20 protein-coding genes and 1 tRNA gene are annotated in these 21,560 nt (G+C 35.6%); 12 read left to right on the top strand and 9 right to left on the bottom strand.

Features of this window, described 5'->3' with window-relative positions; all coding sequences use genetic code 11:
- Nucleotide 1: 1 nt before the first annotated feature.
- The 4 genes from H560_RS0116200 (at nt 2) to H560_RS0116185 (ending at nt 4,531) form a co-directional block, all read left to right on the top strand.
- Nucleotides 2–628: a response regulator transcription factor gene (locus tag H560_RS0116200; protein ID WP_027380993.1), complete on the top strand. Its 627-nt coding sequence runs from the start codon at nt 2–4 to the stop codon at nt 626–628.
- Between the two features lie 443 nt (nt 629–1,071).
- Nucleotides 1,072–2,082 (top strand): hypothetical protein, encoded by a 1,011-nt coding sequence (locus H560_RS22540; RefSeq protein WP_051289365.1) that lies wholly within the window; start codon nt 1,072–1,074, stop codon nt 2,080–2,082.
- 309 nt (nt 2,083–2,391) lie between these two features.
- Nucleotides 2,392–3,267, top strand: a complete 876-nt coding sequence (locus tag H560_RS0116190; RefSeq protein WP_155845032.1) for a hypothetical protein — start codon at nt 2,392–2,394, stop codon at nt 3,265–3,267.
- Between the two features lie 301 nt (nt 3,268–3,568).
- A complete protein-coding gene (locus H560_RS0116185; protein WP_027380991.1) occupies nt 3,569–4,531 on the top strand; it encodes a glycosyltransferase family 2 protein in 963 nt (320 codons plus the stop codon).
- A gap of 77 nt (nt 4,532–4,608) precedes the next feature.
- Here H560_RS0116185 and H560_RS0116180 read toward each other — a convergent pair.
- A tRNA-Gln gene (locus H560_RS0116180) sits at nt 4,609–4,679 on the bottom strand.
- 100 nt (nt 4,680–4,779) lie between these two features.
- Between H560_RS0116180 and H560_RS0116175 the strand changes: the two genes are divergently transcribed.
- The 4 genes from H560_RS0116175 to H560_RS0116160 all read left to right on the top strand — a co-directional run bounded on the left by H560_RS0116175 (nt 4,780) and on the right by H560_RS0116160 (nt 8,116).
- A complete protein-coding gene (locus tag H560_RS0116175; RefSeq protein WP_027380990.1) occupies nt 4,780–5,796 on the top strand; it encodes an AMP-binding protein in 1,017 nt (338 codons plus the stop codon).
- Between the two features lie 42 nt (nt 5,797–5,838).
- Entirely contained in the window at nt 5,839–6,231 is a 393-nt protein-coding gene (gene arfB / locus H560_RS0116170; protein WP_027380989.1) for an alternative ribosome rescue aminoacyl-tRNA hydrolase ArfB, read from the top strand.
- Between the two features lie 346 nt (nt 6,232–6,577).
- Nucleotides 6,578–6,958 (top strand): GreA/GreB family elongation factor, encoded by a 381-nt coding sequence (locus H560_RS0116165; RefSeq protein WP_027380988.1) that lies wholly within the window; start codon nt 6,578–6,580, stop codon nt 6,956–6,958.
- Between the two features lie 183 nt (nt 6,959–7,141).
- Nucleotides 7,142–8,116, top strand: coding sequence for a deoxyhypusine synthase family protein (locus H560_RS0116160; protein ID WP_027380987.1), 975 nt, complete (start codon nt 7,142–7,144; stop codon nt 8,114–8,116).
- Nucleotides 8,117–8,456: 340 nt separating this feature from the next.
- Here the strand turns inward: H560_RS0116160 and H560_RS23180 are convergent, their stop codons facing one another.
- Nucleotides 8,457–8,603 carry a hypothetical protein gene (locus tag H560_RS23180; protein WP_169725967.1) on the bottom strand — a complete coding sequence of 49 codons (147 nt, stop codon included), beginning with the start codon at nt 8,601–8,603 and terminating at the stop codon, nt 8,457–8,459.
- A 302-nt stretch (nt 8,604–8,905) separates the two neighbouring features.
- Between H560_RS23180 and H560_RS0116150 the strand changes: the two genes are divergently transcribed.
- Nucleotides 8,906–9,202: an MGMT family protein gene (locus H560_RS0116150; protein ID WP_027380986.1), complete on the top strand. Its 297-nt coding sequence runs from the start codon at nt 8,906–8,908 to the stop codon at nt 9,200–9,202.
- A 413-nt stretch (nt 9,203–9,615) separates the two neighbouring features.
- The gene (locus H560_RS0116145; RefSeq protein ID WP_027380985.1) at nt 9,616–10,626 is read left to right on the top strand and encodes a terpene synthase family protein; all 1,011 of its coding nucleotides are present in this window, start codon (nt 9,616–9,618) and stop codon (nt 10,624–10,626) included.
- A 120-nt stretch (nt 10,627–10,746) separates the two neighbouring features.
- On the opposite strand, the gene htpG is transcribed toward H560_RS0116145, so the two are convergent.
- A complete protein-coding gene (gene htpG, locus H560_RS0116140) occupies nt 10,747–12,639 on the bottom strand; it encodes a molecular chaperone HtpG (RefSeq protein ID WP_027380984.1) in 1,893 nt (630 codons plus the stop codon).
- 134 nt (nt 12,640–12,773) lie between these two features.
- Between htpG and H560_RS0116135 the strand changes: the two genes are divergently transcribed.
- Nucleotides 12,774–14,201: a hypothetical protein gene (locus H560_RS0116135; protein ID WP_027380983.1), complete on the top strand. Its 1,428-nt coding sequence runs from the start codon at nt 12,774–12,776 to the stop codon at nt 14,199–14,201.
- Nucleotides 14,202–14,241: 40 nt separating this feature from the next.
- Here the strand turns inward: H560_RS0116135 and recA are convergent, their stop codons facing one another.
- From recA to H560_RS0116120, 3 genes are all read right to left on the bottom strand, one after another.
- The gene (gene recA, locus H560_RS0116130; protein ID WP_027380982.1) at nt 14,242–15,243 is read right to left on the bottom strand and encodes a recombinase RecA; all 1,002 of its coding nucleotides are present in this window, start codon (nt 15,241–15,243) and stop codon (nt 14,242–14,244) included.
- A 139-nt stretch (nt 15,244–15,382) separates the two neighbouring features.
- The gene (locus H560_RS0116125; RefSeq protein ID WP_034753064.1) at nt 15,383–16,579 is read right to left on the bottom strand and encodes an oxygenase MpaB family protein; all 1,197 of its coding nucleotides are present in this window, start codon (nt 16,577–16,579) and stop codon (nt 15,383–15,385) included.
- Between the two features lie 157 nt (nt 16,580–16,736).
- Nucleotides 16,737–17,516, bottom strand: a complete 780-nt coding sequence (locus tag H560_RS0116120; RefSeq protein WP_027380980.1) for a response regulator transcription factor — start codon at nt 17,514–17,516, stop codon at nt 16,737–16,739.
- Between the two features lie 370 nt (nt 17,517–17,886).
- Between H560_RS0116120 and H560_RS0116110 the strand changes: the two genes are divergently transcribed.
- A complete protein-coding gene (locus H560_RS0116110) occupies nt 17,887–18,786 on the top strand; it encodes a hypothetical protein (RefSeq protein WP_027380979.1) in 900 nt (299 codons plus the stop codon).
- On the opposite strand, the gene H560_RS22535 is transcribed toward H560_RS0116110, so the two are convergent.
- From H560_RS22535 to pfkA, 3 genes are all read right to left on the bottom strand, one after another.
- Nucleotides 18,783–19,250 carry a hypothetical protein gene (locus H560_RS22535; protein ID WP_027380978.1) on the bottom strand — a complete coding sequence of 156 codons (468 nt, stop codon included), beginning with the start codon at nt 19,248–19,250 and terminating at the stop codon, nt 18,783–18,785. The two genes, H560_RS0116110 and H560_RS22535, sit on opposite strands and share 4 nt — an antisense overlap.
- Nucleotides 19,251–19,332: 82 nt before the next feature.
- The gene (gene gap, locus H560_RS0116100) at nt 19,333–20,340 is read right to left on the bottom strand and encodes a type I glyceraldehyde-3-phosphate dehydrogenase (protein ID WP_027380977.1); all 1,008 of its coding nucleotides are present in this window, start codon (nt 20,338–20,340) and stop codon (nt 19,333–19,335) included.
- Between the two features lie 26 nt (nt 20,341–20,366).
- On the bottom strand, nt 20,367–21,353 hold the full coding sequence (pfkA, locus tag H560_RS0116095) for a 6-phosphofructokinase (protein WP_027380976.1): 987 nt from the start codon (nt 21,351–21,353) through the stop codon (nt 20,367–20,369).
- Nucleotides 21,354–21,560: the final 207 nt, after the last annotated feature.

The following is a 21,560-nucleotide window of genomic DNA, read 5'->3' as shown; positions in this document are numbered from 1 at the left end:
TATGGATAAAAAAATACTGATTGCTGACGATCACTCTGTCGTAAGGCTGGGCACTGCAATGGTACTGGAAAGCCATATGCCCAATACTTTTTTTGATTATGCAGAAAATTATGATGAGGTAAAGCAAAAGCTTCAGGAAGAAAAATTTAATCTTTTGATTCTGGATATTGAAATGGAGGGTAGTGTCTTCAAATACATGATCAAAGAGCTGAAAGCCATTCAGGAAGATCTTCTGATAATGGTTTTTACTTCATATAAAGAAAATGCAGTTGTAGAATATATTCAGGAAGGGGCAGAAGGTTACCTTAATAAAATGAGCAGCGAAAAAACACTCATTCGGGCAGTAGAATCTATTCTTGAAGACGGATACTACTATACTCCCCGCCTAATGGAGCTGGTAGCTACGCAACAACAGAAAAAAGATCTCCATGAGCTTTTATCCGAAAGAGAACTTCAGGTTTTAAAGCTTCTGGTAGAAGGAAACGGCAACCTTGAAGTAGCCAATATTCTGGATATACAAATGACCACGGCGAGCACCTATAAAAGGCGAATTTATGCAAAGCTGGGCGTAAGCAACCTTGTGGATCTTTTGAAAGTCTGCAGCAGCTATAATTTTCCTAAAATCTAAAACTATTTATTTTTAAATTCAATTTAATTAATTCCAAGTTCTCTTAATCATATTTTCTTTTGGATAAACTGTTAGCCTTTTAGGGTTAAACAATCTCTTTTGTAGTATTTTTAGTACAATATTGTAGTGTAATTGGTACAAGAACCATTATGTCCACCATTACAAATCCTATATTTTTGAATAAAAAAAATAGGGATGAAAAAAATAACTGATCACCACTATCTACAATACATATTAAGCAAAAAGCACTGATCCATTATTAAAATTCTGATTAGGGTTTTAAAATATCTGTGACATTCTCAAAACGAATTTTCAACTTCAAAAATTATCTCTAATCCGGGACATCTTCCGGAAACAGCTGAAAATGAATTGACTATCATATAAATTTTTCTATATGGTTACTATTTCTACGCATTTCATACTTAATTTAAAACTAACATACAATGAAAAAATTATTTTTACTAGGTTCGATATTACTTTCAATAAGCTTTTTTGCTCAGGTGGGAGTGAATACACCAGCTCCGGCTGCTACTTTAGATATCACAGCTAAAGCTCCTACAGGCACATCCAATACAGTAGATGGTGTGCTGGTACCACGTGTAAACAGGCAGCGTGCTCAGAGCATGACCGCGGTTCCTGCTTCTACCATGATCTACGTGAGTGATGTTTCTACGGGAACGCAGACAGGAACGGCTGTGAATATAAATACTGTCGGCTTTTATTATTTCGACGGAGCGGCCTGGGTGAAGATGGCAACTGGTGACGGAATTAATATTTACAATGCTGACGGAACATTAGCAGGGGTAAGGAATGTAAGTCTTAATGGAAATAATTTAGGATTCACAGGTACAGGGAATGTAGGAATCGGAATTGCGGCACCTACTGCAAAACTGGAAATTGCATCGGGTACAACAGGAACCTCAGGATTGAAATTTTCTAATATAAACAATGCTACACCTGCAACAGCGGATGCTTCCGCTTTAGGAATAGATGCTGCCGGAAATGTGGTAGTCCAGAGTGCTGCACCAATACAAACAAGATTTGTTTCATACCCTGTTAATGCAACAGTTACAGAAAGCCCAACACTTCAGATAGGAACAATGCAATTTAAAGTAATACCTGGGCAATGTTCTTCGCCAGGAACAGGGCCCTTTACAACAATACAAGCAAGATCAATTACCGGAGCTAATAATATCGGAATTGTTCATGGGCAGTATGGCACATCACAAGCTAATGGTCAAGGTGGCTTCCAACTTAATTATCCTATTACAGTAGGAACTTCTTTCTCAACTATTCCGGCAACATATATTGACTGTTTCAATGATGGACATAGCCAATTCATGTATTTTTCCTATACCGACCAGACGTATTATAGAGTCAATTATCATATAGCTGACGGAGATTCTTTAGGCTTCGGAGGGCAAGGCTATATTTTTGTAGAATATCAGAAATAATTACAATTATAAAAATAAAAATTTATTACCTTTCTTAATAAGTTACTTAATCATAGAATTAAATGATGACGTACTTAACTATCATTCCCATATCGCAGGCCACCCACCTGCGATATTTTTTTCCAGTTTCATTAAAATTATACTTCATCATTCTAATTCCTCTTTTCTATTCTTCATAGTCAGGGTTGAATAATTAGCATACGATGTTTGTAGTGTAATTCGTACGCCAATGTAGTATTATTAGTACAATGTTTTCGATTTAAATTATTGGTAATCAGCTATTTTTGATTATTGAAACGAATGAAAAAAATGAAAAAAATTATAACCCTACTGAGTGTGGTAAGCTTTTTTACTATACTTAATGCTCAAGCGGGCAATGTTGGCATCAATACACCAGCTCCTACTAATACTTTAACAGTGAACGGGAGGCAGTCAATAGGTGCAGGCTATACAGGTGCTGCGGCTCCTACAAACGGACTGATTATCCAGGGAAGGACTGCAATCGGAACTTCAACGCCTTTTTTCGGAAGTGTACTGGAACTCAGCGGTACCGGTGGGAAAGGATTGCGACTGCCGCAAATTCCGTTGACCGTAACTACATTTTGGGCCCCCATGTCCGGAAACTATTTGGATGCTGCGTCTCATGGGATTACAGTATATAATACTAATCCGGATTTGGTGACGGGTTCGGAAGCTTATCCTGCCAAAGGTGTCGGAGAATATTATTGGGACGGAACAGGCTGGGTAAGCAAAAATTCCACTGTTGGTGCTCAGAATGCCGAAGTTTATTTTTCTGTTAAGAGAGATACTTATCAGGCAATACCTACCGGAGTCTGGACAAAACTTGATTTTACCACTAAGACAATTGGAAAGATAACCAATGATTTCGATCTTACTACGGATAGCTTTACCATACCTACCAATGGAATGGGACTTTATCAGATTAATGCATCATATATTACAGAGCTTTTACCTTCAACCGGTCAGTCGGGTAAAATTGGAATTTTTGTTAATGGTTCACTTAAGCGGACAGTGGCACCAGGACGTACAACAGGCCCGCCAATTGAAGCTGATGGAAGTGTTGTAATCTATGTTTCTCCAGGAGATATTGTCGATTTCAGATATCTTGGGATCGCGGATCAAACGGTAATGCCTACTGTAGATTTTTATCAGATATCAAGATAATAATTAAAACTAATCATCCCTCAAATAACATTTGATTCTAAAAACACACTATCCCAGACTTACAAAGCCAAAGCACAACATCTTTGGCTTTTTATCTGGTATCTGAGCGGGTAAAAGTTATCATTATTGAATGAAAAAATATCTATTAGTATTTAAAAACTGAAAATTTAATATTCAAAACAAATGTTATTGTTAATATTTTTCATAGAAAAGAATAAATCACTTATTTTTGATAATATAATAGTGCGACAAATTATTAAGTCAGATTTCAACATATAGAATATCTGTTAATATTAAAAAAATGAAAATTTCTGTAATAATTCCGGTTTATAATGCTGAAAAGTATGTGACTGCTGCTGTAGAATCTGCCTTGCAGTTTGATGAGGTTTGCGAGGTAATCTTAATAGAAGATAAATCACCGGATAATGCTCTTGAAATTTGCAGAAAGCTTTCAGAAAAATATGAAAAGGTAAAACTCTTTCAGCATCATGATAAAAAAAATCACGGACCTTCCGATAGCAGGAATCTTGGAATAAATAATTCTACAGGAGATTTTGTTGCTTTTCTGGATGCTGATGATTATTTTCTTCCCAATCGTTTTGATGCTGAAAAAGAATTGTTCAAAGATCCCAATGTAGAAGGTGTTTACGGAGCTTTGGGTGTGCAATATTACTCAGATAAAGCCAGGGAGCAGTATTACAGCGTGTTTGGAGACCGCCTCACAACTGTTTATAAAAGGCATGATCCAAAAAATGTATTTCCGGGGCAGCTGAATATGCGGGGAAGCTTCGGGCTTTTTAGTCTTGATACTTTAACGGTCAGGAAAGAATCGTTAAAAAAAATGGATACTCTTTTTAAATCCAACTTAAGATTTCATGAAGACACGGAATTCCTTTTCCGCTTATCTTTCTATTCAGATCTTTATCCGGGTATTTTGGACGAGGCTGTTGCTGTAAGGGGAGTGCACGAAAATAATAGAATTACTAAAGTGGATACCGGCAAAATAAGCTCAGCTTCCACCAGGATATTGCTTTGGAAAGAAATTGATGAGTGGGCGAGGCACGAAACCGGAATTTCTGAAAATATCAGGCTTCATATCAAAAGAATGTACCGGAGTTTTAAAATAGCTAATGCCTCAGGCTTTCACAAATGGAAAATGATTATCGAGTATATATTTAAAGATTTCATAAGTATCCGCTCCGGGCTTTATAATATCAATTTCCGCTCTGAAATATTTAATAAATACAAGCTGCAAAATAAATAATTATGGGAATTTATTATAAGTTCCCTTTTTATTTTAAATAATACATAAAAAACCATCCTTAAGAGGATGGTTTTTCGTAGACCCACAGGGATTCGAACCCCAGATGACTGAACCAAAATCAGTAGTGTTACCGCTACACCATGGGTCTTTGTTTATTTTAGTGGTGCAAATTTACAGCTTTTTTAATTATTTGCAAGAACTTTTTAAAGTTTTTTTTAAATTTACTTCACTTTTTATTTGCGGTAATTATGGTGATAGATTTCAAGAATCTCAATATTAATCAATTATATTTTCAAACAGAATTTGATGAAAAAATAAAACAATTTCTGGAAGAATGGTTTTCAGGATCAGAGACGGTAAAGGTGCAAACTTCGGGCTCCACAGGTATTCCTAAAATATTTGATATTGAGAAAAAAAAAATGGTAAACTCTGCCGTAATGACCTGTAATTTCCTTGGTTTAAAAGAAGGAGATTCTGCTTTGATTTGTCTGCCGGTAGAATATATCTCAGGGAAAATGATGATTGTCCGATCCTTGGTAAAAAATCTAAAACTTATCACTTCCGATCCTTCTTTAAAGCCTTTAAATGATCTTAATGAAAAAATAAATTTTTGCGCCATGACACCGCTTCAGGTTGAAAATTCCCTGGATAAATTATATTTAATTAAAAATTTAATCATTGGCGGGGCGGCAGTTTCGGAAAATTTAAAAAAGAAGATTGCACAAACCCTCAAAAGTTCTGATGCACAGATTTTCGAAACCTACGGAATGTCTGAAACACTCTCTCATATTGGTTTAAAGCAAATTTTTCCGCATCCTGAAGATTTTTTTACTGTTTTTGAGAATGTCGAAATTTCTACTGACAGCAGGGGCTGTCTGAAGATTTTTGCTCCGGATTTAAATTCGGAAATTTTACAAACTAATGATTTAGTTGAGATTATAAATAAGAAGCAATTTAAGTTCTTAGGTCGAATTGATAATGTAATCAATTCCGGAGGCGCGAAAATTTTCCCGGAGCAGCTGGAAGCACTTGTAAAAAGAATAATTCCGAATGAAGCTGTATTTTTAGGAGTAGATGATGAAAGTTTGGGACAGAAATTGATGCTTATTATTGAAGGAAAGCAATCTGATGATTTGATTGAAAAAATTTCACATATTCCGTTTGAGAAAAGTTTTCACAGGCCGAAAGAAATTATTTTCATCGAAGAAATTCCAAGAACTCCCAATGGAAAAGTAAATAGAATTAAATTAAAAAACATCATTTAAGTCTTTATCTTTACGCTGTACATACTATAGTCTGATTAAAAAATGAAAGATTTCTCAAAAGAACTAAGTTTCAAAACTTCCCGCAGTAGTGGGGCAGGAGGACAGAATGTGAATAAAGTGGAAACTGCCGTTACTGTGCTCTGGAATGTAAACGAATCTGAACTTTTTAATGATGATCAAAAGATTTTAATTCAAAATAAATTAAAAAACAGAATAAATGCCGAAGGATTTTTATTTCTGACGGTTTCGGAAAGCAGAACCCAATTAATGAATAAGAATAAGGCGATTGAAAAAATTCTTGAAATAGTAGATAAAGCGCTTATTATTCCTAAAAAACGTGTCGCTACAAAACCTTCAAAATCCCAAAAGCAAAAAAGACTGGATACCAAGAAAAAGCTTTCCGAAAAAAAGGAGAACAGAAAGTTTAAATTTTAAGTTTATTTAAGTCCTGTAAATTAATGTAAAGCATTGATTTTTAAATCTAAAAAGAAATTCTTATCTTAGCAAACATTCAATATATAAATGATTTTGACAACAAAAATTTCTCTTTCCGAAAAACTTTGCCAGCCGAAGCTGTTGTTGTCATTATTGTATTTACATACAGACTCATTCCTTAAATGTTCTAAGGAGTTTATCAATTAAGCCCTGTCAGGATCCAAGGCAGGGGATTTTCCGATTATTTCAAAATTTTGATGTGTTTTTCATAGGAAACAGAAGCTTATATTCTGTATTCCTACGTTGGATCATTGGAAGACCATCTTATCTAGTTTAAATTAAAAAAATGTCAGAAAATATTATTGTAACAACCGGAATTTATGATGCCATCAAGGATACATTAAGAAGAAAAAAAGTAACCATGGCTGAAGAAAAAAGATTAGCGGAAGAATTGAGAAAAGCAAAACAGGTTCTGAGAAGGGATCTTCCATCGGATATTGTGACGGTCGACAGAAAAGTTACCATCAAAGATCATACGCGGGACTTTGAGCACGAATATATTTTTGTAGCATCTGTTAAAGCAAAACCTGCAAAAAATAAGTACTCTATTTTGTCAGATATTGCTCTTGCAACGGTAGGATACAGAGTAGGTGATGTCATCAAATGGCCTTTTAAAGATGGAGAAAGAAAAATAGAAATCATGAAGGTAGAACCTTGGAAGGGATAATGCAATTGTAAGATGAAAGTACAGTTCTCGATAAGCTGTACTTTTAAAATAATAAAATCAATAAGACAGAACGGGAATGACTAGGCTAAATTGGATAATAAAAACTTCTTTTGTCTAGAGTTTTTCTTTAAGTGCAGCCATTACATTCCGTTTTTAAGTTTTATCTTTGCAAAAATCAAAAAAATGAGCAAACCGATAACTGAATTTATAGAAAAATATTATCTGCACTTTAATGCAGCTGCATTGGTGGACGCTTCTAAAGGATATGTTGCCCATCTTAAGGATGGCGGAAAAATGATGATTACCCTTGCCGGAGCTATGTCTACTGCGGAGTTGGGGAAAATTCTTGCGGAGATGATCCGTCAGGATAAAGTAGATTTTATTTCTTGTACGGGAGCTAATCTTGAAGAAGATTTAATGAATCTGGTAGCACATTCTCACTACGAAAGGGTTCCTCATTACAGAGACCTTACCCCGCAGGAAGAATGGGATCTTCTGGAAAGAGGGCTAAACAGGGTTACGGATACGTGTATTCCTGAAGAAGAAGCTTTCAGGAGATTGCAGAAGCATATTTTCCAGATCTGGAAAGATGCAGATGATAAAGGAGAAAGATACTTCCCGCATGAATATATGTACAAAATGATCCTTTCCGGAGTTTTGGAGCAGTATTATGAAATTCCCAGAGAAAATTCCTGGATGATTGCTGCAGCTGAGAAAAACCTGCCGATCGTGGTTCCGGGATGGGAAGATTCTACCATGGGTAACATCTTCGCTTCTTACTGTATCAAAGGAGAGTTGAAATTCTCTACAATGAAGTCAGGGATCGAGTATATGGCATATCTAGCAGACTGGTATACAAAATACTCAGCCGGAAAAGGAGTAGGATTTTTCCAGATTGGAGGTGGTATTGCGGGTGATTTCCCGATCTGTGTTGTACCCATGCTGTATCAGGATATGGAAATGCATGACATTCCTTTCTGGTCATATTTCTGTCAGATTTCAGATTCTACGACGTCTTACGGTTCTTATTCCGGAGCGGTTCCTAATGAGAAAATTACCTGGGGTAAGCTAGATATCACGACACCGAAATTTATCGTTGAAAGTGATGCAACTATTTGTGCACCATTAATGTTTTCTTATATTTTAGAAAATTCATAAGAATACGATTGTCATCTTAACATAAAAACGCTTCAATTTTTGGAGCGTTTTTTTAGTTTATTGACCACAGATTTACTCAGATTTACACAGATGATTGTAATTGTTTAGTGAATATTTCCTCTCACTAATTGAGCATGGGTAGATTTTAATATTTAAGCAAACATCCGTGTAAATCTGAGTAAATCTGTGGTTAATTATTATAAATTGAGGCGTGCCCCTGCCAAAGCAAATCCACGCTCGGGTCGGGCTTCTCCGGGCTCCACTTCGTTTCGGTCTCGTCACGCGAAGCGTGACGAGACTGCTCCCTCCGGTCGCACCCTCCATATCCCTCACGCGGCTGTCAGTCCAGAGAATTCACCAGCACGAAATACCGGTAAGCCAGAATTCCTTTTTGAAGTTTGGTCAGCTTATTAGGATCTTTATTGCTCAGCTTTGGTAAAATCGCTTTATTGACTTTATTCAAGAATCTAAAAACGGATTTTTTCATGATCAATCTTTTTTAAGTATACTATTCAAAAATTATGCGAGTAAAAAAACAATTTAAAAATAATCCAGTAAAAAAATTGCCCGCCGTTTCCGACAGACAATCTCCACTAACATAATTAAATTTATTTTTCACTAATCTGATCAGGATTTCCTTATTTTAAAACTAAGTATATCTAAATGTACAAATCATAAAATTTCTTAATCTTGATCTATGATAAGAAATCCTAATAAAATTGAATTAGCTTTAATACTAAATTTTGCAATCATAAATTATTGTTTAACTTTATTCCATTCAGATTTTTTATGAACGAAATATTCAAACAGCAGGTCTGGGAAATTACGAAATTAGTTCCCAAAGGAAGAGTAACGAGTTATGGGGCGATTGCGAAAGCTGTGGGCTACCCGAATCATTCCCGCCACGTTGGAAAAGCGATGGGAGGCTGCCCTGAAGATGTGCCGGCACACCGCGTGATTTCCAGCTCGGGAACTTTATCTGTGCCTGAATTTCAAAAAAGATTGGAGGCAGAGGGTATTGTTGTGGAAAATTTTAGGATTAAAAATTTTAAGAATCTGTTTTGGGATCCTTTGAATGAATTATGATATCAATAAAATATAGCCTTAAGGCTTCGAAAGCCTCAGCCTGACATTGCTAATACTTAGATATAAAACTGTTGGACTGTCTGTCAGGCTAAAGTTCTCGAGATCCAGTCCAAACAAAAATGTTTCGGCGGTGCCAAAGGCACCGCCGAAACATTTTTCCAAATAAATTGAAAGAAAAATTTCTCAACGATTTTCAACTTTCAAACTATTAAATAATTCTAACGAAAGAGATATGTTACTGTCTCAAGGGCGAAAAATGTCGAATAAATTAGTCTAAAAAATTAAAAAATTCATCTGTTCTGCATTCATAAACACTTTATAATAAGGGGTTTCTTTAAATATTCATAATAATCTGATTTACAAAGTAATTTTTATTTATTTTTAGCATAACTACTAATCATAAAAACAATACTATGAAAACAACCATTTCAGATCAGGAATTCTATGCCGGTTTGCAAGAACTTCCGAAACCTCAATATCCTTTTCCGGATTTTATACATCCAGATTTTCAACAGCAACGAGAAGAATATTATAGCTGGATAGATAGAGAGTATACTTTTCACAGTAAAGAAGCCCGTGAAAAACATAAAAAACACAACCTTACTGATATTGCATCAAGAGGATGTCCCTTTTTGAAAACACTTGCCGAATTGCGGCCTCTGGCAAACTACGCCGCCAATGGAGCGATGATGGATGATTATTGGGATCTTTGCAGCCACAGCGAAATGATCGATATAAGTAACAAAATTATGTCATTGCTTAAGGGAGAATCTGCTGAACCTGCTGAAAATGGCATATTCCATCAATTCTGGATACTGAGACAGGATGCTGTCAAATGTGAAATGCCTGAAAGATTATACAATAAATTCATAAAATCGTTACATGATGTCCTGATAGGCTATGCAGACGAAAGAGCTTATTACAGAACTAATACTATTCCTCCATTGGCTGTCTACCTGCTTATTCGTGAAGCTACCAGCGGAGTCCAGCCTTTTTGTAAATATGTAGCAATGCAGAAAGAATACCGCCAGCTGCCTGATGAAGTACTTGAGCACTCACATATTCTGCGCCTCCATACGCTTTGCGCTTTGATGATAGGTATACACAATGACATCATTTCCTTACCCAAAGAGCTTCATCGGGAAGGGGATACCATGAATCTTGTAAAAGTCATGCAGCAGGAGCATAACGTATCAATAAAAGATGCTTATAACATGACAATGGAGCTTCATGATAATTATTTAAATGAGTTTTTAGTATTGCAGAAAAATTTACCGGTATTCGGCAAATGGCAGGAAATGGTTTCTGATTATGTGCAGGATCTCGGTATCATGATCTCGGGAGTTTACGCATGGCACACGAATGATACAACCCGTTATGTAAACGGAGGGTATGTGGATGGAGAATATATCAGTCAGGATTAGTTTGTAATCTTTGACTAAATATAATTAACATACAGGTTTCGGGGGCGACTTCGTCGCCCCCGAAACCTAACAAAACCGGCGAAGCAAAGCTCCGCCGGTTTTCAATATAAAATAGTCAAATTATTTATTCAGATTCTGATAACTTCTTTGGATAAAGTCTGTCAGATCTTTTCCTTTTAATAAATTCTGGGAAAGTTTAGCCAGATCCAATGCGTATTTAATCAGACCTTCTTTTTCTTCTGTATCTTCAGCTTTCAAAATCTGGCTCGCAAATTCACTGTTGGAGTTCACCACCAGGTTATACATTTCCGGGAAGCCACCCATTCCAAACATGCCGCCACCGCCGGTTGCCTGCATATCCTTCATTCTTCTCATAAACTCAGGCTGAGTGATTGTGAAAGGAGCATCATTACTGTCTAAATCTTCCAGCTGAACGGTAAATTTCTTGTCATTAATAGCCTCTTCTACATTTTTCTTTAAAGATTCTTTTTCAGTTTCATTTAATTTAGAAATAATAGGCTCGTCCTTTTTAATTAAATTATTGATGTGATCCGCATCCACTCGTACAAAAGAAACTTTCTCTTTTGAAGTCTCCAGCTTTTGAATAACGTGAGGAATAATCGGGGAGTCCAGAAGCAGAACTTCGTATCCTTTATCTTTTGCAGATTGAATATAGCTGTGCTGCTCATCCGCATTTGAAGTATAAAGAACAATTAAATTACCATCTTTATCTGTCTGGTTTAATTTAATTTTCTCTTCCAATTCATTCCACAAGAAATATGTTCCGTCTGTTGTAGGATAAAGCGTGAATTTATCTGCCTTTTCAGCAAATTTCTCTTCTGTTACAATTCCATATTCGATAACAACTTTAATGTCGTTCCATTTTTTCTCGTAATCTTCGCGGTTTTCATTGATTAGCGAAGCCATTTTGTCGGCTACTTTTTTCGTGATGTAAGATGAAATTTTCTTCACTGCACCATCAGCCTGTAAATAAGAACGGGATACATTCAGCGGGATATCCGGAGAATCAATAACTCCACGAAGAAGCATTAAGAAATCCGGAACAATACCTTTCACTTCATCCGTTACAAAAACCTGGTTTTGGTAGAGCTGAATTTTATCTTTTTCAATATTTAAATTATTGTTCAGTTTCGGGAAGAATAAAATCCCCGTCATATTGAACGGATAATCTACATTCAAATGGATATTAAATAAAGGCTCCTCAAACTGCATCGGGTACAGTTCGTGATAGAATTTCATATAATCTTCATTCGTCAGTTCGCTCGGAGCGATGGTCCAAGCCGGAGTGGGGTTGTTGATGATATTATCAACCTCTTCTGTTTCCGCAACGGCATCTTCAGGAGCGTCTTCCGGTAGAGGCAGCGTATGTGTTCTTGTCCCGAATTTAATAGGAACTGGCATGAATTTGTTATATTTTAACAGCAATTCACGGATTTTTCCTTCCTCTAGAAATTCTGTTGAATCTTCTGCAATGTGGAGAACAATTTCTGTTCCTCTGTCGGTTTTATCGGTTGTTTCCTCTAAAGTAAATTCAGGGCTTCCGTCGCAGATCCATCGAACAGCAGGTTCATCCTTGTAAGATTTTGTTAAGATCTCAACTTTCTCCGCCACCATGAACGCAGAATAAAACCCAAGTCCGAAATGACCGATAATCCCCGAATCTTTTGCGGTATCTTTATACTTTTCCAAAAACTCTTCAGCTCCTGAAAAAGCAACCTGATTAATATATTTTTCAACTTCCTCACCCGTCATCCCGATTCCCTGGTCAATAATACGAAGCGTTTTATTTTCTTTGTCTACCTTAACCTCAATCTTCGGGTTTCCGTACTCAACTTTTGCCTCGCCAATGCTTGTAAGATGTTTTAATTTTAAAGTAGCGTCCGTTGCATTGGAGATCAATTCTCTCAGGAATATTTCGTGGTCACTGTAAAGAAATTTTTTGATAAGCGGGAAAATATTTTCCACAGATACATTAATATTTCCTTTAGTCATAATATTTATAGTTTTAATTTTCTTTCAATTCTTTCTCAAAAAAAATACCGTTTGACTAAAAGTGACATTTTGACATTTTTTTAATGATGCTCTATCATTAGGTTTTGATTATATTTATCGCATTAATTAATAATATGGGAATTTTTGATATTTTTAAAAAGAAAAATAAGCAACAGGAAACGAAAGTTGTTCAGGCTCAAACTGAAGAAAAAACAGAAGTAAAACCAATTGAAATTTTGGAAAGCAAACCGATGGAAACTTCTTTACAAAAGAATGAGGAAGTGAAATCTTCCGATTTGTACCAAAAAACTAAAATCTATAATGACTATATTGTTTATTCAATCTCTTTGCAACTAAAAGGCGATTATGCTCCAATTGCAGCGTACGAAAAGCAAAACGGGGAAATACAAGGTTTTCTATACTTAATTACCGATGAATCCTATTCTCCTTCTTCAAAAGAAGTAATTGAAAGAATGGAGGGGAAATTTGAAAACGAGCTTAGAGAAGACAAAATAAAATCATACATTATTCTGTATCATTCGCAGTTTGAAAATAACGGAAATCATAGTTTAGCAACAAGACAAGAGGAGTTAAAGGCAATCACCATGGCTTATCATTTTAAAGATTCTGAGGCTTCGAAAATAGGACTGCCTTACGTTTTTGAAAATGACGAAATCAGCTACAGGGGATTTTCAGAGTTTTCTAATAACGAAAATAATGAGATTATGTTGACTCAGCTTGTGGAAGGAAAAGATTATTTTGTAGACAGAGAAGAGATTGCGGTTCCTGAAACGATCAATGAAATTGGAATTAAAATTAAAAAATCAAATTCAAATACACTTGGGAATACATGGGGCGGAATTTTTGGATTTGAACATTTTCAAAACAGCGATATTTCCGATTATCTGGTTCAAACGATGGCTTTGTGTAAAATGGATTCGCCGGAATATGATAATGATAAAATTAGGCTTACAGATTTTAAAGACGTTCAATTTAAAACTGTTCTCACAGAAGATTTCAGTACCATCTATCCTGAAGTGAAAACCGACTTTTCATTGGATCTTGAAATGAGAGAAATTAATGAATGGGAAAATGCACAGAATCTGGAAGCAGTTGTTTGTGGAAAGGGTAGAGATACATTTGGAGTTTGGTTTTTTGCGACAGATTATGCAGAAAATAAAAATGTTTATCAGTTTCAAAATAAATTAAACGTAAATATCAGCGGAATTATTTTCGTATTGGATATTCATCAAAAGTTTGACTTACCGGACGGAACGAAATTAAGCGATGACTTTACAACTTATATGCCTAATAATGATATTCCTAATTATGCTCTTTTCGACTTTATCGCTCAGTTGATCGATTTTAGAGAAACAGAATTGCTGGAAGATGGAAGTATCAAAGGATATATGTTGAAATTAAGATTGATCACCAATTCTGAAATGGAAGATTTCTTTACCATTGATGCTTTTGTAAACAAAGATAATATGAGATTTGAAACGCTTACAAAAGGAATGAAAGTTACGGGAGCTATTCAGCTGCAGGGCAAGATTTCACAATAATACAAGTAAAGAAAGGTCTGAAATTTTCAGACCTTTTTTATTATTTATTTTTTAATTCTTCTTTTATTTTGTTTTCCAATTCCTCAGCGAGCTCAGGGTTGTCCTTCAATACGTCTTTCACAGCATCACGGCCTTGTCCTAATTTTGTTTCCTCATAGCTGAACCAAGAGCCGCTTTTCTTCACGATTCCCTGCTCTACGGCCTGGTCAAGAATTTCTCCTGTCTTGGAAACCCCTTCACCGTACATGATGTCAAATTCTGCCTGCTTGAAAGGTGGAGCTACTTTGTTTTTCACAATTTTCACCTTCACACGGCTTCCGATTGCCTCATCTCCATTTTTAATCGGTGCACTTGCTTTTCTGATATCAACTCTTACGGAAGCGTAAAATTTCAGTGCGTTACCACCCGTTGTAGTTTCCGGATTTCCAAACATTACCCCGATTTTCTCTCTCAACTGGTTGATGAAGATAACCGTACATTTTGTTCTTGAAATCGTAGCCGTTAATTTTCTTAAAGCCTGAGACATCAATCTTGCATGAAGACCCATTTTAGAATCTCCCATTTCTCCTTCAATCTCCGCTTTTGGAGTCAGTGCAGCTACAGAGTCAATGACAACAATGTCGATTGCTCCTGAACGGATCAGGTTATCAGCAATTTCCAGTGCCTGTTCACCGTTATCGGGTTGAGAAATAATTAAGTTTTCAAGATCAATTCCCAGTTTTCCTGCATAACCTCTGTCAAAAGCGTGCTCCGCATCAATGAAGGCTGCAATACCTCCTGCTTTCTGAGCTTCTGCAATAGCATGAAGGGTTAAAGTAGTTTTACCTGAAGATTCCGGACCGTAGATTTCAATGATTCTTCCTCTTGGATATCCACCAACACCTAAAGCAATGTCTAATCCCAGAGATCCTGAAGGAATTACTTCAATGGTATTATCCACAGAGCTGTCTCCCAACGTCATTACAGTCCCTTTTCCGTATGTTTTATCTAGTTTGTCAAGCACCAGCGCGAGTGCTTTTTTCTTATCGTCTATGTTACTCATCTGTTGTTTAAATAATTGATCAAAATTACGAAATTTTATGGTCAAAAACTAATATTATTTGCTCTTAAAGGCTGTTTTTATAGTTAAAAAATGATAAAATTTTGTGTCTTTGTTTTGAAAAGAAAAAGCAGTAAAATTTTTAATGAAAATTGGAATTTTGGGTAATTTTCAGGTAATCGCTGAGAACTTTCATCTGGTCTTTATTACCCTTCTGTATTCTTGTTTCACGGCTTACTGTTTTATCATAAATCTTGTTAATGATCCATTTGCTTAAGGGGAATGCTTTTTTATTGGCAACATCAGGAATCTGAAGTCTTTTACAAACCTCGTCATCCAATAAAAACCATGTACAGCAGATATGCAGGTAGCGTAGATTTCTTCTCTGGAATTTATATTTTAAAATAGGATTTTCTAAAGATTCGTTTAATAGAGAATGAGCCAGGAGAACAGAATCTTTGTCGGACGGAGGCTGAACGGATGTCCATAAATAAAAATATTCCGTAGCCTGCTTTTTGTCGTCCGGCAGGAGGTTTTCAGGGATTCCCAGCAAGTATCCCACGTATTTCCACAGGAGAAAAAGTCCTTTTTCTTCTTCAATGGAAAATGTATTTCCCAGCTTATGAAGACTGTGCATAAATACAAGACTAAAGCCAATGTACGTGGCCATCATATCCCAGGAATTAATGGGTTCGCCCCAGTTTTCAGTATCCCAGCTTTTATAATGCTTTTTGATGGAAAGCCTTGCGTAGGAATGAATTAGCCTTGTTTTTATTGCGAATTCATATCCTTTTTTGTGAATTTCCAAAGCATTGTATCTCGTAATATTTACCCAAAAATCCAGTGTTTCAGAAAGTCTTTTCACTGCACCTTTTTTCAATGCCTCGGTGGCGATCAGAGGTTTATTGAGGTAAGCATAATCGTAACCTCCGATGAGGCAGTAATCCCGCAAAGAAATCAATGAATCCAGATTGCTTCTCATACAGAGTTCAGCTCCTTTTTTGATTATATCATAATCTACCCAATCCGGAACTTTTTGGGTCTGGAGGAAAAGTTTTTTTACACTTTCGGGGACATCATCGCTTTCTGAGACACCATTTCTTATGTATTGCTCGATTTCCCGGGAGGCTTCGTGGTATTTCTTTTTGAGGTAAATATCTTTTACAACCTCATCACCTATTTCATCAATATGATAAAAATAAGGTGAAAATTTTTCAAAGTTTTTGAAGCTTACATCTGCCCCGGAAAAGTTGATAAGCTCTTTCCCGTTTCCGTTTATCCAAAAGTCCTTGAAATGCGGTGAATCTTTAAAGCGCGGTTGTAAAACTGGTGTTTCCATCAGCGTTAAAAATACAAGTTTTGCGCCGAAATTCCTCTGTGAGATTTATCAGGGTTTAGAAGTGAATTGTGAATTGTAAATTCGCTTTGCTTGTGAATTTTTTTATCAAATTAATCTATTAATTCACTATTGACTCGAAGCAAACTCACTATTTATATTAAACCAATCCCCATTCAAAGGCTTTTTTCAGGAGTTCTTTGCTGTTTCTTGAGTTGGTTTTTGCCAGAATGTTTTTACGATGGGTACGGACTGTGTGCTCTGATAAGATTAATATTTTTGATATCTCCGGAGCGGAATACCCTTTTGCAATGAGCGATAAGATTTCAGTTTCTCTTTTGGTTAAATTTATTTCAAAAAAATCTTTTTCTGTTGAATGATTTTCAATTTTAATTTGATGGAAATCATTTCTCGGTCCAATTCCTGAAATAAGGACGGTGTGCGGATTTTCTTTTGTAATATGGTTAATATTTGTGTGGATATTAATGGATTGAATAAGATTTTGGTCTTCATCTTCCATCGTGAGAACGGCCTGATGATGGAAGAGCTCATAATTTCCTTTAGCAGTTTTCATTCTGAAGCAATAGCTGCATTTAAAAAATAATTGATGTTCTTTCCCGATTTCCTTTAATTTCTCAACCACCTTTTGTTCGGCTTTCATGATGAATTCCAGGTCATCAGGATGGGTAAGGTCTATAATCTCTTTTAAATTTTCCGGATATTTTTTCAGGCCATGAAGCTTTAAAACATTAGGATGATGATGGGAAATAGTACTGTTGGTAAGATTTAAAACATAATAATAAAACTCACCAATGGCAAACATCTCGCCGATAATGCGCTCAATAGGAGGAATATTTGAAATATTCCGGTTTTCTTTTCTGATCCCGGAATAGGAATTCCAAACTTCAATTAAGGGATGTTTTTTCTCTGAATCGTCCATATTTTAGTTTGTTCTAAAATAGTTAAAGTTTTCTTAAAAATACCTCTTTTGTGGTATTTTTTTGTATCGATTTAATTTTAAAATTTGTAGTAGCCAATAACCATGGAAACTCGTTTTCTAAAACTGTTATTTTTTACAGTTTATTCTTCATAATTTTCGTGAAGAATGTTAATCCATCACAACCATTTATCAAAATGTCAAAAATAGTTTAGAATTTTCTGTTAGCTGTTTGAAAATGATAAACTTGAATCCTCTGCAATTTTGTGGAGGATTCATTATTTTGATCTGGAAAATTTTTCATTAAAATCACACAAACGGGTAATTTTTTTGTGTTCATGAATTTTGAAAATTTGTATAAAAATTAATAACCATGAAAACAAAAATTTTATTACTCTTGCTACTAAATACTGCAGGTGTAATGTTCGGGCAGGAAGAATTTAAAAAACATTATCTGATTCCAAATAGTCTTGTAAACGGACATACATTGAAAAAAGAAATTCAAAGAAAGTATGAAGATTTAGATGAGAATGATAAGAAGGAATTGACTAAAGGATATAATATTGGTGATAAGATCAAGCTGGTACAAAAGGTTAATGTGTCCGGTAAAGAACTGGAAGTTATAAAAGAGATTATTGTTGATGAAGCTTTTTTTAAAACATTTACCAAATCTGAAACTGTGGATGCCAATCTAAACTATAGAGTGAAAGCCATGGTTGCTGTATCTAAAGATAAACTAATTGTAAACCCCTATTTATCAGAGAATAAAAACGTTGATAATAATACGGTATATTTTTACAAATTGAAAAATCGGGAAAATATTAGTCTATGGACAAAAAGCTGGACTGTAAATGCGATTACAATCCCTGTAAAATATAGGTTTAAGGGAAAGAATGGTCTCAAAGAAGATTTTTCTACAGGTATTAACGGTAATTTTTTTGTAGGATATTCTTTTGGAAGAACTAATTATCTTTACCAGGAAGAAGTTGGCACGAAGGAAAATACTTGGAAAATTACCGGCGGAATTTTATTAGGAGCCTCTTCTGTAAAATTGAATAAATCCAATACCAATTTATCCAAAACTCCTATTCTTGATGATTCTGAATTTACGAAAGGCTTAGGGTCCTTTGCATTTGGATTTACATATTCTTATAATAGTATTAATTTCGGTGCTTTTTTAGGCTTTGATTATGCTATTGGAGAAGATGCAGAAATATGGAATCACAATAAAAAACCTTGGTTGGGGATTGGAGTAGGATATAAAATATTTTAAATTCCATATTTAATCTTATTCTCGTCTAAGAATCTCAACAATTCCTCTTTATTTTTCAAAGAGAAAGCACGCTTTTTTCCATTTTTTAATTTTAAAAAAATGATTTCATTATTTCCTGTAATAAAAGCTTTTCCATATTTTTTCGAAAGACGGATGCCCCAGCCTCCGAAATCGAAAATAGGATCTGTATTGACAATCTGAATTTCACGGATATCGTTCCAGCTGATTTTTGTGGATTTAAAGGTAAAGGGAAAGAAATTATATTCGAAATAGTCTTTATTTAAATTTAGTTTTAAAAAAGAGAAAGCAAATAATAAAATCAAGGGAAGGCTTACGTAAAGAACAATCATGAGAGATTCTTTTTCTTTCATTAGAACCAGAGACATCACAATGGCCTGAAAAACGAGAATAACGATAAAAAGCTTTGGAAATCCTGACTTTTCCTGAAAAGTTCTATTATCCATAAAGACGAATTTTAATTTAAAGTTACAAAAACAAAAAAAACCTTCCAAATCGGAAGGTTTTATATTACTCATTGCTGATTGCTTATGACAAAGAAGCAGCGTGTACCAGCATATCAACTAACTTGTTTGAGTATCCCATTTCGTTGTCATACCAAGAAACAAGTTTTACGAAGTTAGGAGAAAGCATTATACCAGCATCTTTATCGAAGATTGAAGTTCTCTTATCTCCTACGAAATCCTGAGAAACTACAGCATCTTCAGTGTATCCAAGAATACCTTTCAATTCACCTTCAGAAGCAGCTTTGATTACTGAACAGATTTCTTCATAAGAAGCAGCTTTTTCAATTCTCACAGTTAAATCCACTACAGAAACGTCTACAGTTGGTACTCTGAATGACATACCTGTTAATTTTCCATTTAGTGAAGGAATTACTTTTCCTACCGCTTTTGCAGCTCCTGTAGAAGAAGGGATAATATTATTAAGAGCAGCTCTACCACCTCTCCAGTCTTTCATTGAAGGACCGTCAACTGTTTTCTGAGTTGCTGTTGTAGCATGTACCGTTGTCATTAAACCTTCTACGATTCCGAAGTTATCGTGGATTACTTTAGCCAAAGGAGCTAAACAGTTTGTAGTACAAGAAGCGTTTGATAAGATTTTGATATCATCAGTAAGTTCTTTATGGTTTACACCCATTACGAACATTGGCGTATCATCTTTAGAAGGAGCAGAAAGGATCACTTTTTTTGCACCAGCGTTGATGTGCTTTGCAGCATTTTCTTTATCAAGGAATAAACCGGTAGATTCTACGATGTAATCTGCACCGATTTCGTTCCATTTTAGGTTGTTCGGGTCTCTTTCTGCTGTTACTCTGATTCTTTTTCCGTTTACCACAAGGTCATTTCCTTCTACAGAAACCTCACCCGGGAAAATACCGTGTACAGAATCATATTTAAGCATATAAGCCATGTATGTAGCATCGATAAGGTCATTGATTCCTACTACTTCGATGTTATCTCTTTCAGTCATTGCTCTGAAAACAAGACGTCCAATTCTACCAAACCCGTTGATACCTACTTTAATTGTTGACATAATAGTTTGTTTTAAATTATAAAATATTAGATTGCTAAAATTTCTGAAATCAGTAAAAGGTCTTTATTGATTTCGTTATGTTTTTTAATGGCTTCTTCAATTGGTGTGTACACCAAATCGTTGGAACGCATTCCGGCCATTACGTTTGTTTGTCCTTCCATTAATCCTGTTACGGCTCCGTAACCCAGCCTGCTCGCCAACACTCTGTCTGCGCAGCTTGGAGAACCTCCTCTCTGCATGTGTCCCAAAATCGCAACACGAATGTCATAATCAGGGAATTCCTTTTTTGTTTTTTCTGCTAATTCATAAATGTTAGCTAGTTTTTCACCTTCTGCTACCACTACAATACTGGATGCTTTTCCTGTTTTTTCCGCACTTCTGAAATTAGCGAAAAGCTCATCGATACTGTCTTTTTTTTCAGGAATAAGAATATCCAGTGCACCGGTTGCCAATCCGCTGTTTAAAGCAATAAAACCTGCATCACGGCCCATCACCTCCACAAAGAAAACTCTGTTGTGGGAAGTTGCCGTATCACGGATTTTGTCAATTGCTTCCATTGCGGTATTCAATGCGGTATCATAGCCGATTGTATTGTCTGTTCCGAAAATATCGTTGTCGATTGTTCCCGGTACACCGATCACACGAATCCCAAATTCTTCATTAAAGATTTTAGCCCCTGTGAATGTTCCGTCTCCTCCTATGCATACCAAACCGTCTATTCCAAGCTTTACACAATTATCATAAGCCTTTTGGCGACCTTCTTTGGTTCTAAACTCCTGGGATCTGGCAGATTTCAGAATAGTTCCGCCCTGGTTGATTATATTTTTTACGGAACGAGGCCCCATTTTCAGGAAATCATCGTGGATAAGACCGTTGTAGCCTTCTCTTACTCCGTAGCATTCGATATTATAGTAGTTTGCGGTTCTTACCACCGCTCTTAATGCTGCATTCATACCCGGAGAGTCACCTCCAGAGGTAAGAACTGCAATTTTTTTTACAGCACTCTCTTTCATCTAGTAAAAAATTTCGAACACAAATTTACAAAAACAAGTTCAGATAATTGCAGTAACTTCATAAGAGTTTTGAATATAAGTTATTAAAAAACTTCTAAAATTTATAAGCTTAAAAAATTAACCTTTTATTTGGCTTGGATTGTTTAATATTTAAATGAAGTAATCCTTGTCAAGGTTCTGAACCTTGACAAGGATTAAGGCTAAAAA

Source organism: Chryseobacterium daeguense DSM 19388, from assembly GCF_000430825.1.
GTDB classification, from domain to species: Bacteria; Bacteroidota; Bacteroidia; order Flavobacteriales; family Weeksellaceae; genus Chryseobacterium; species Chryseobacterium daeguense.
Note: the sequence above shows the minus strand (reverse complement) of the source record. Positions and strands in the feature narration are given on the sequence as shown.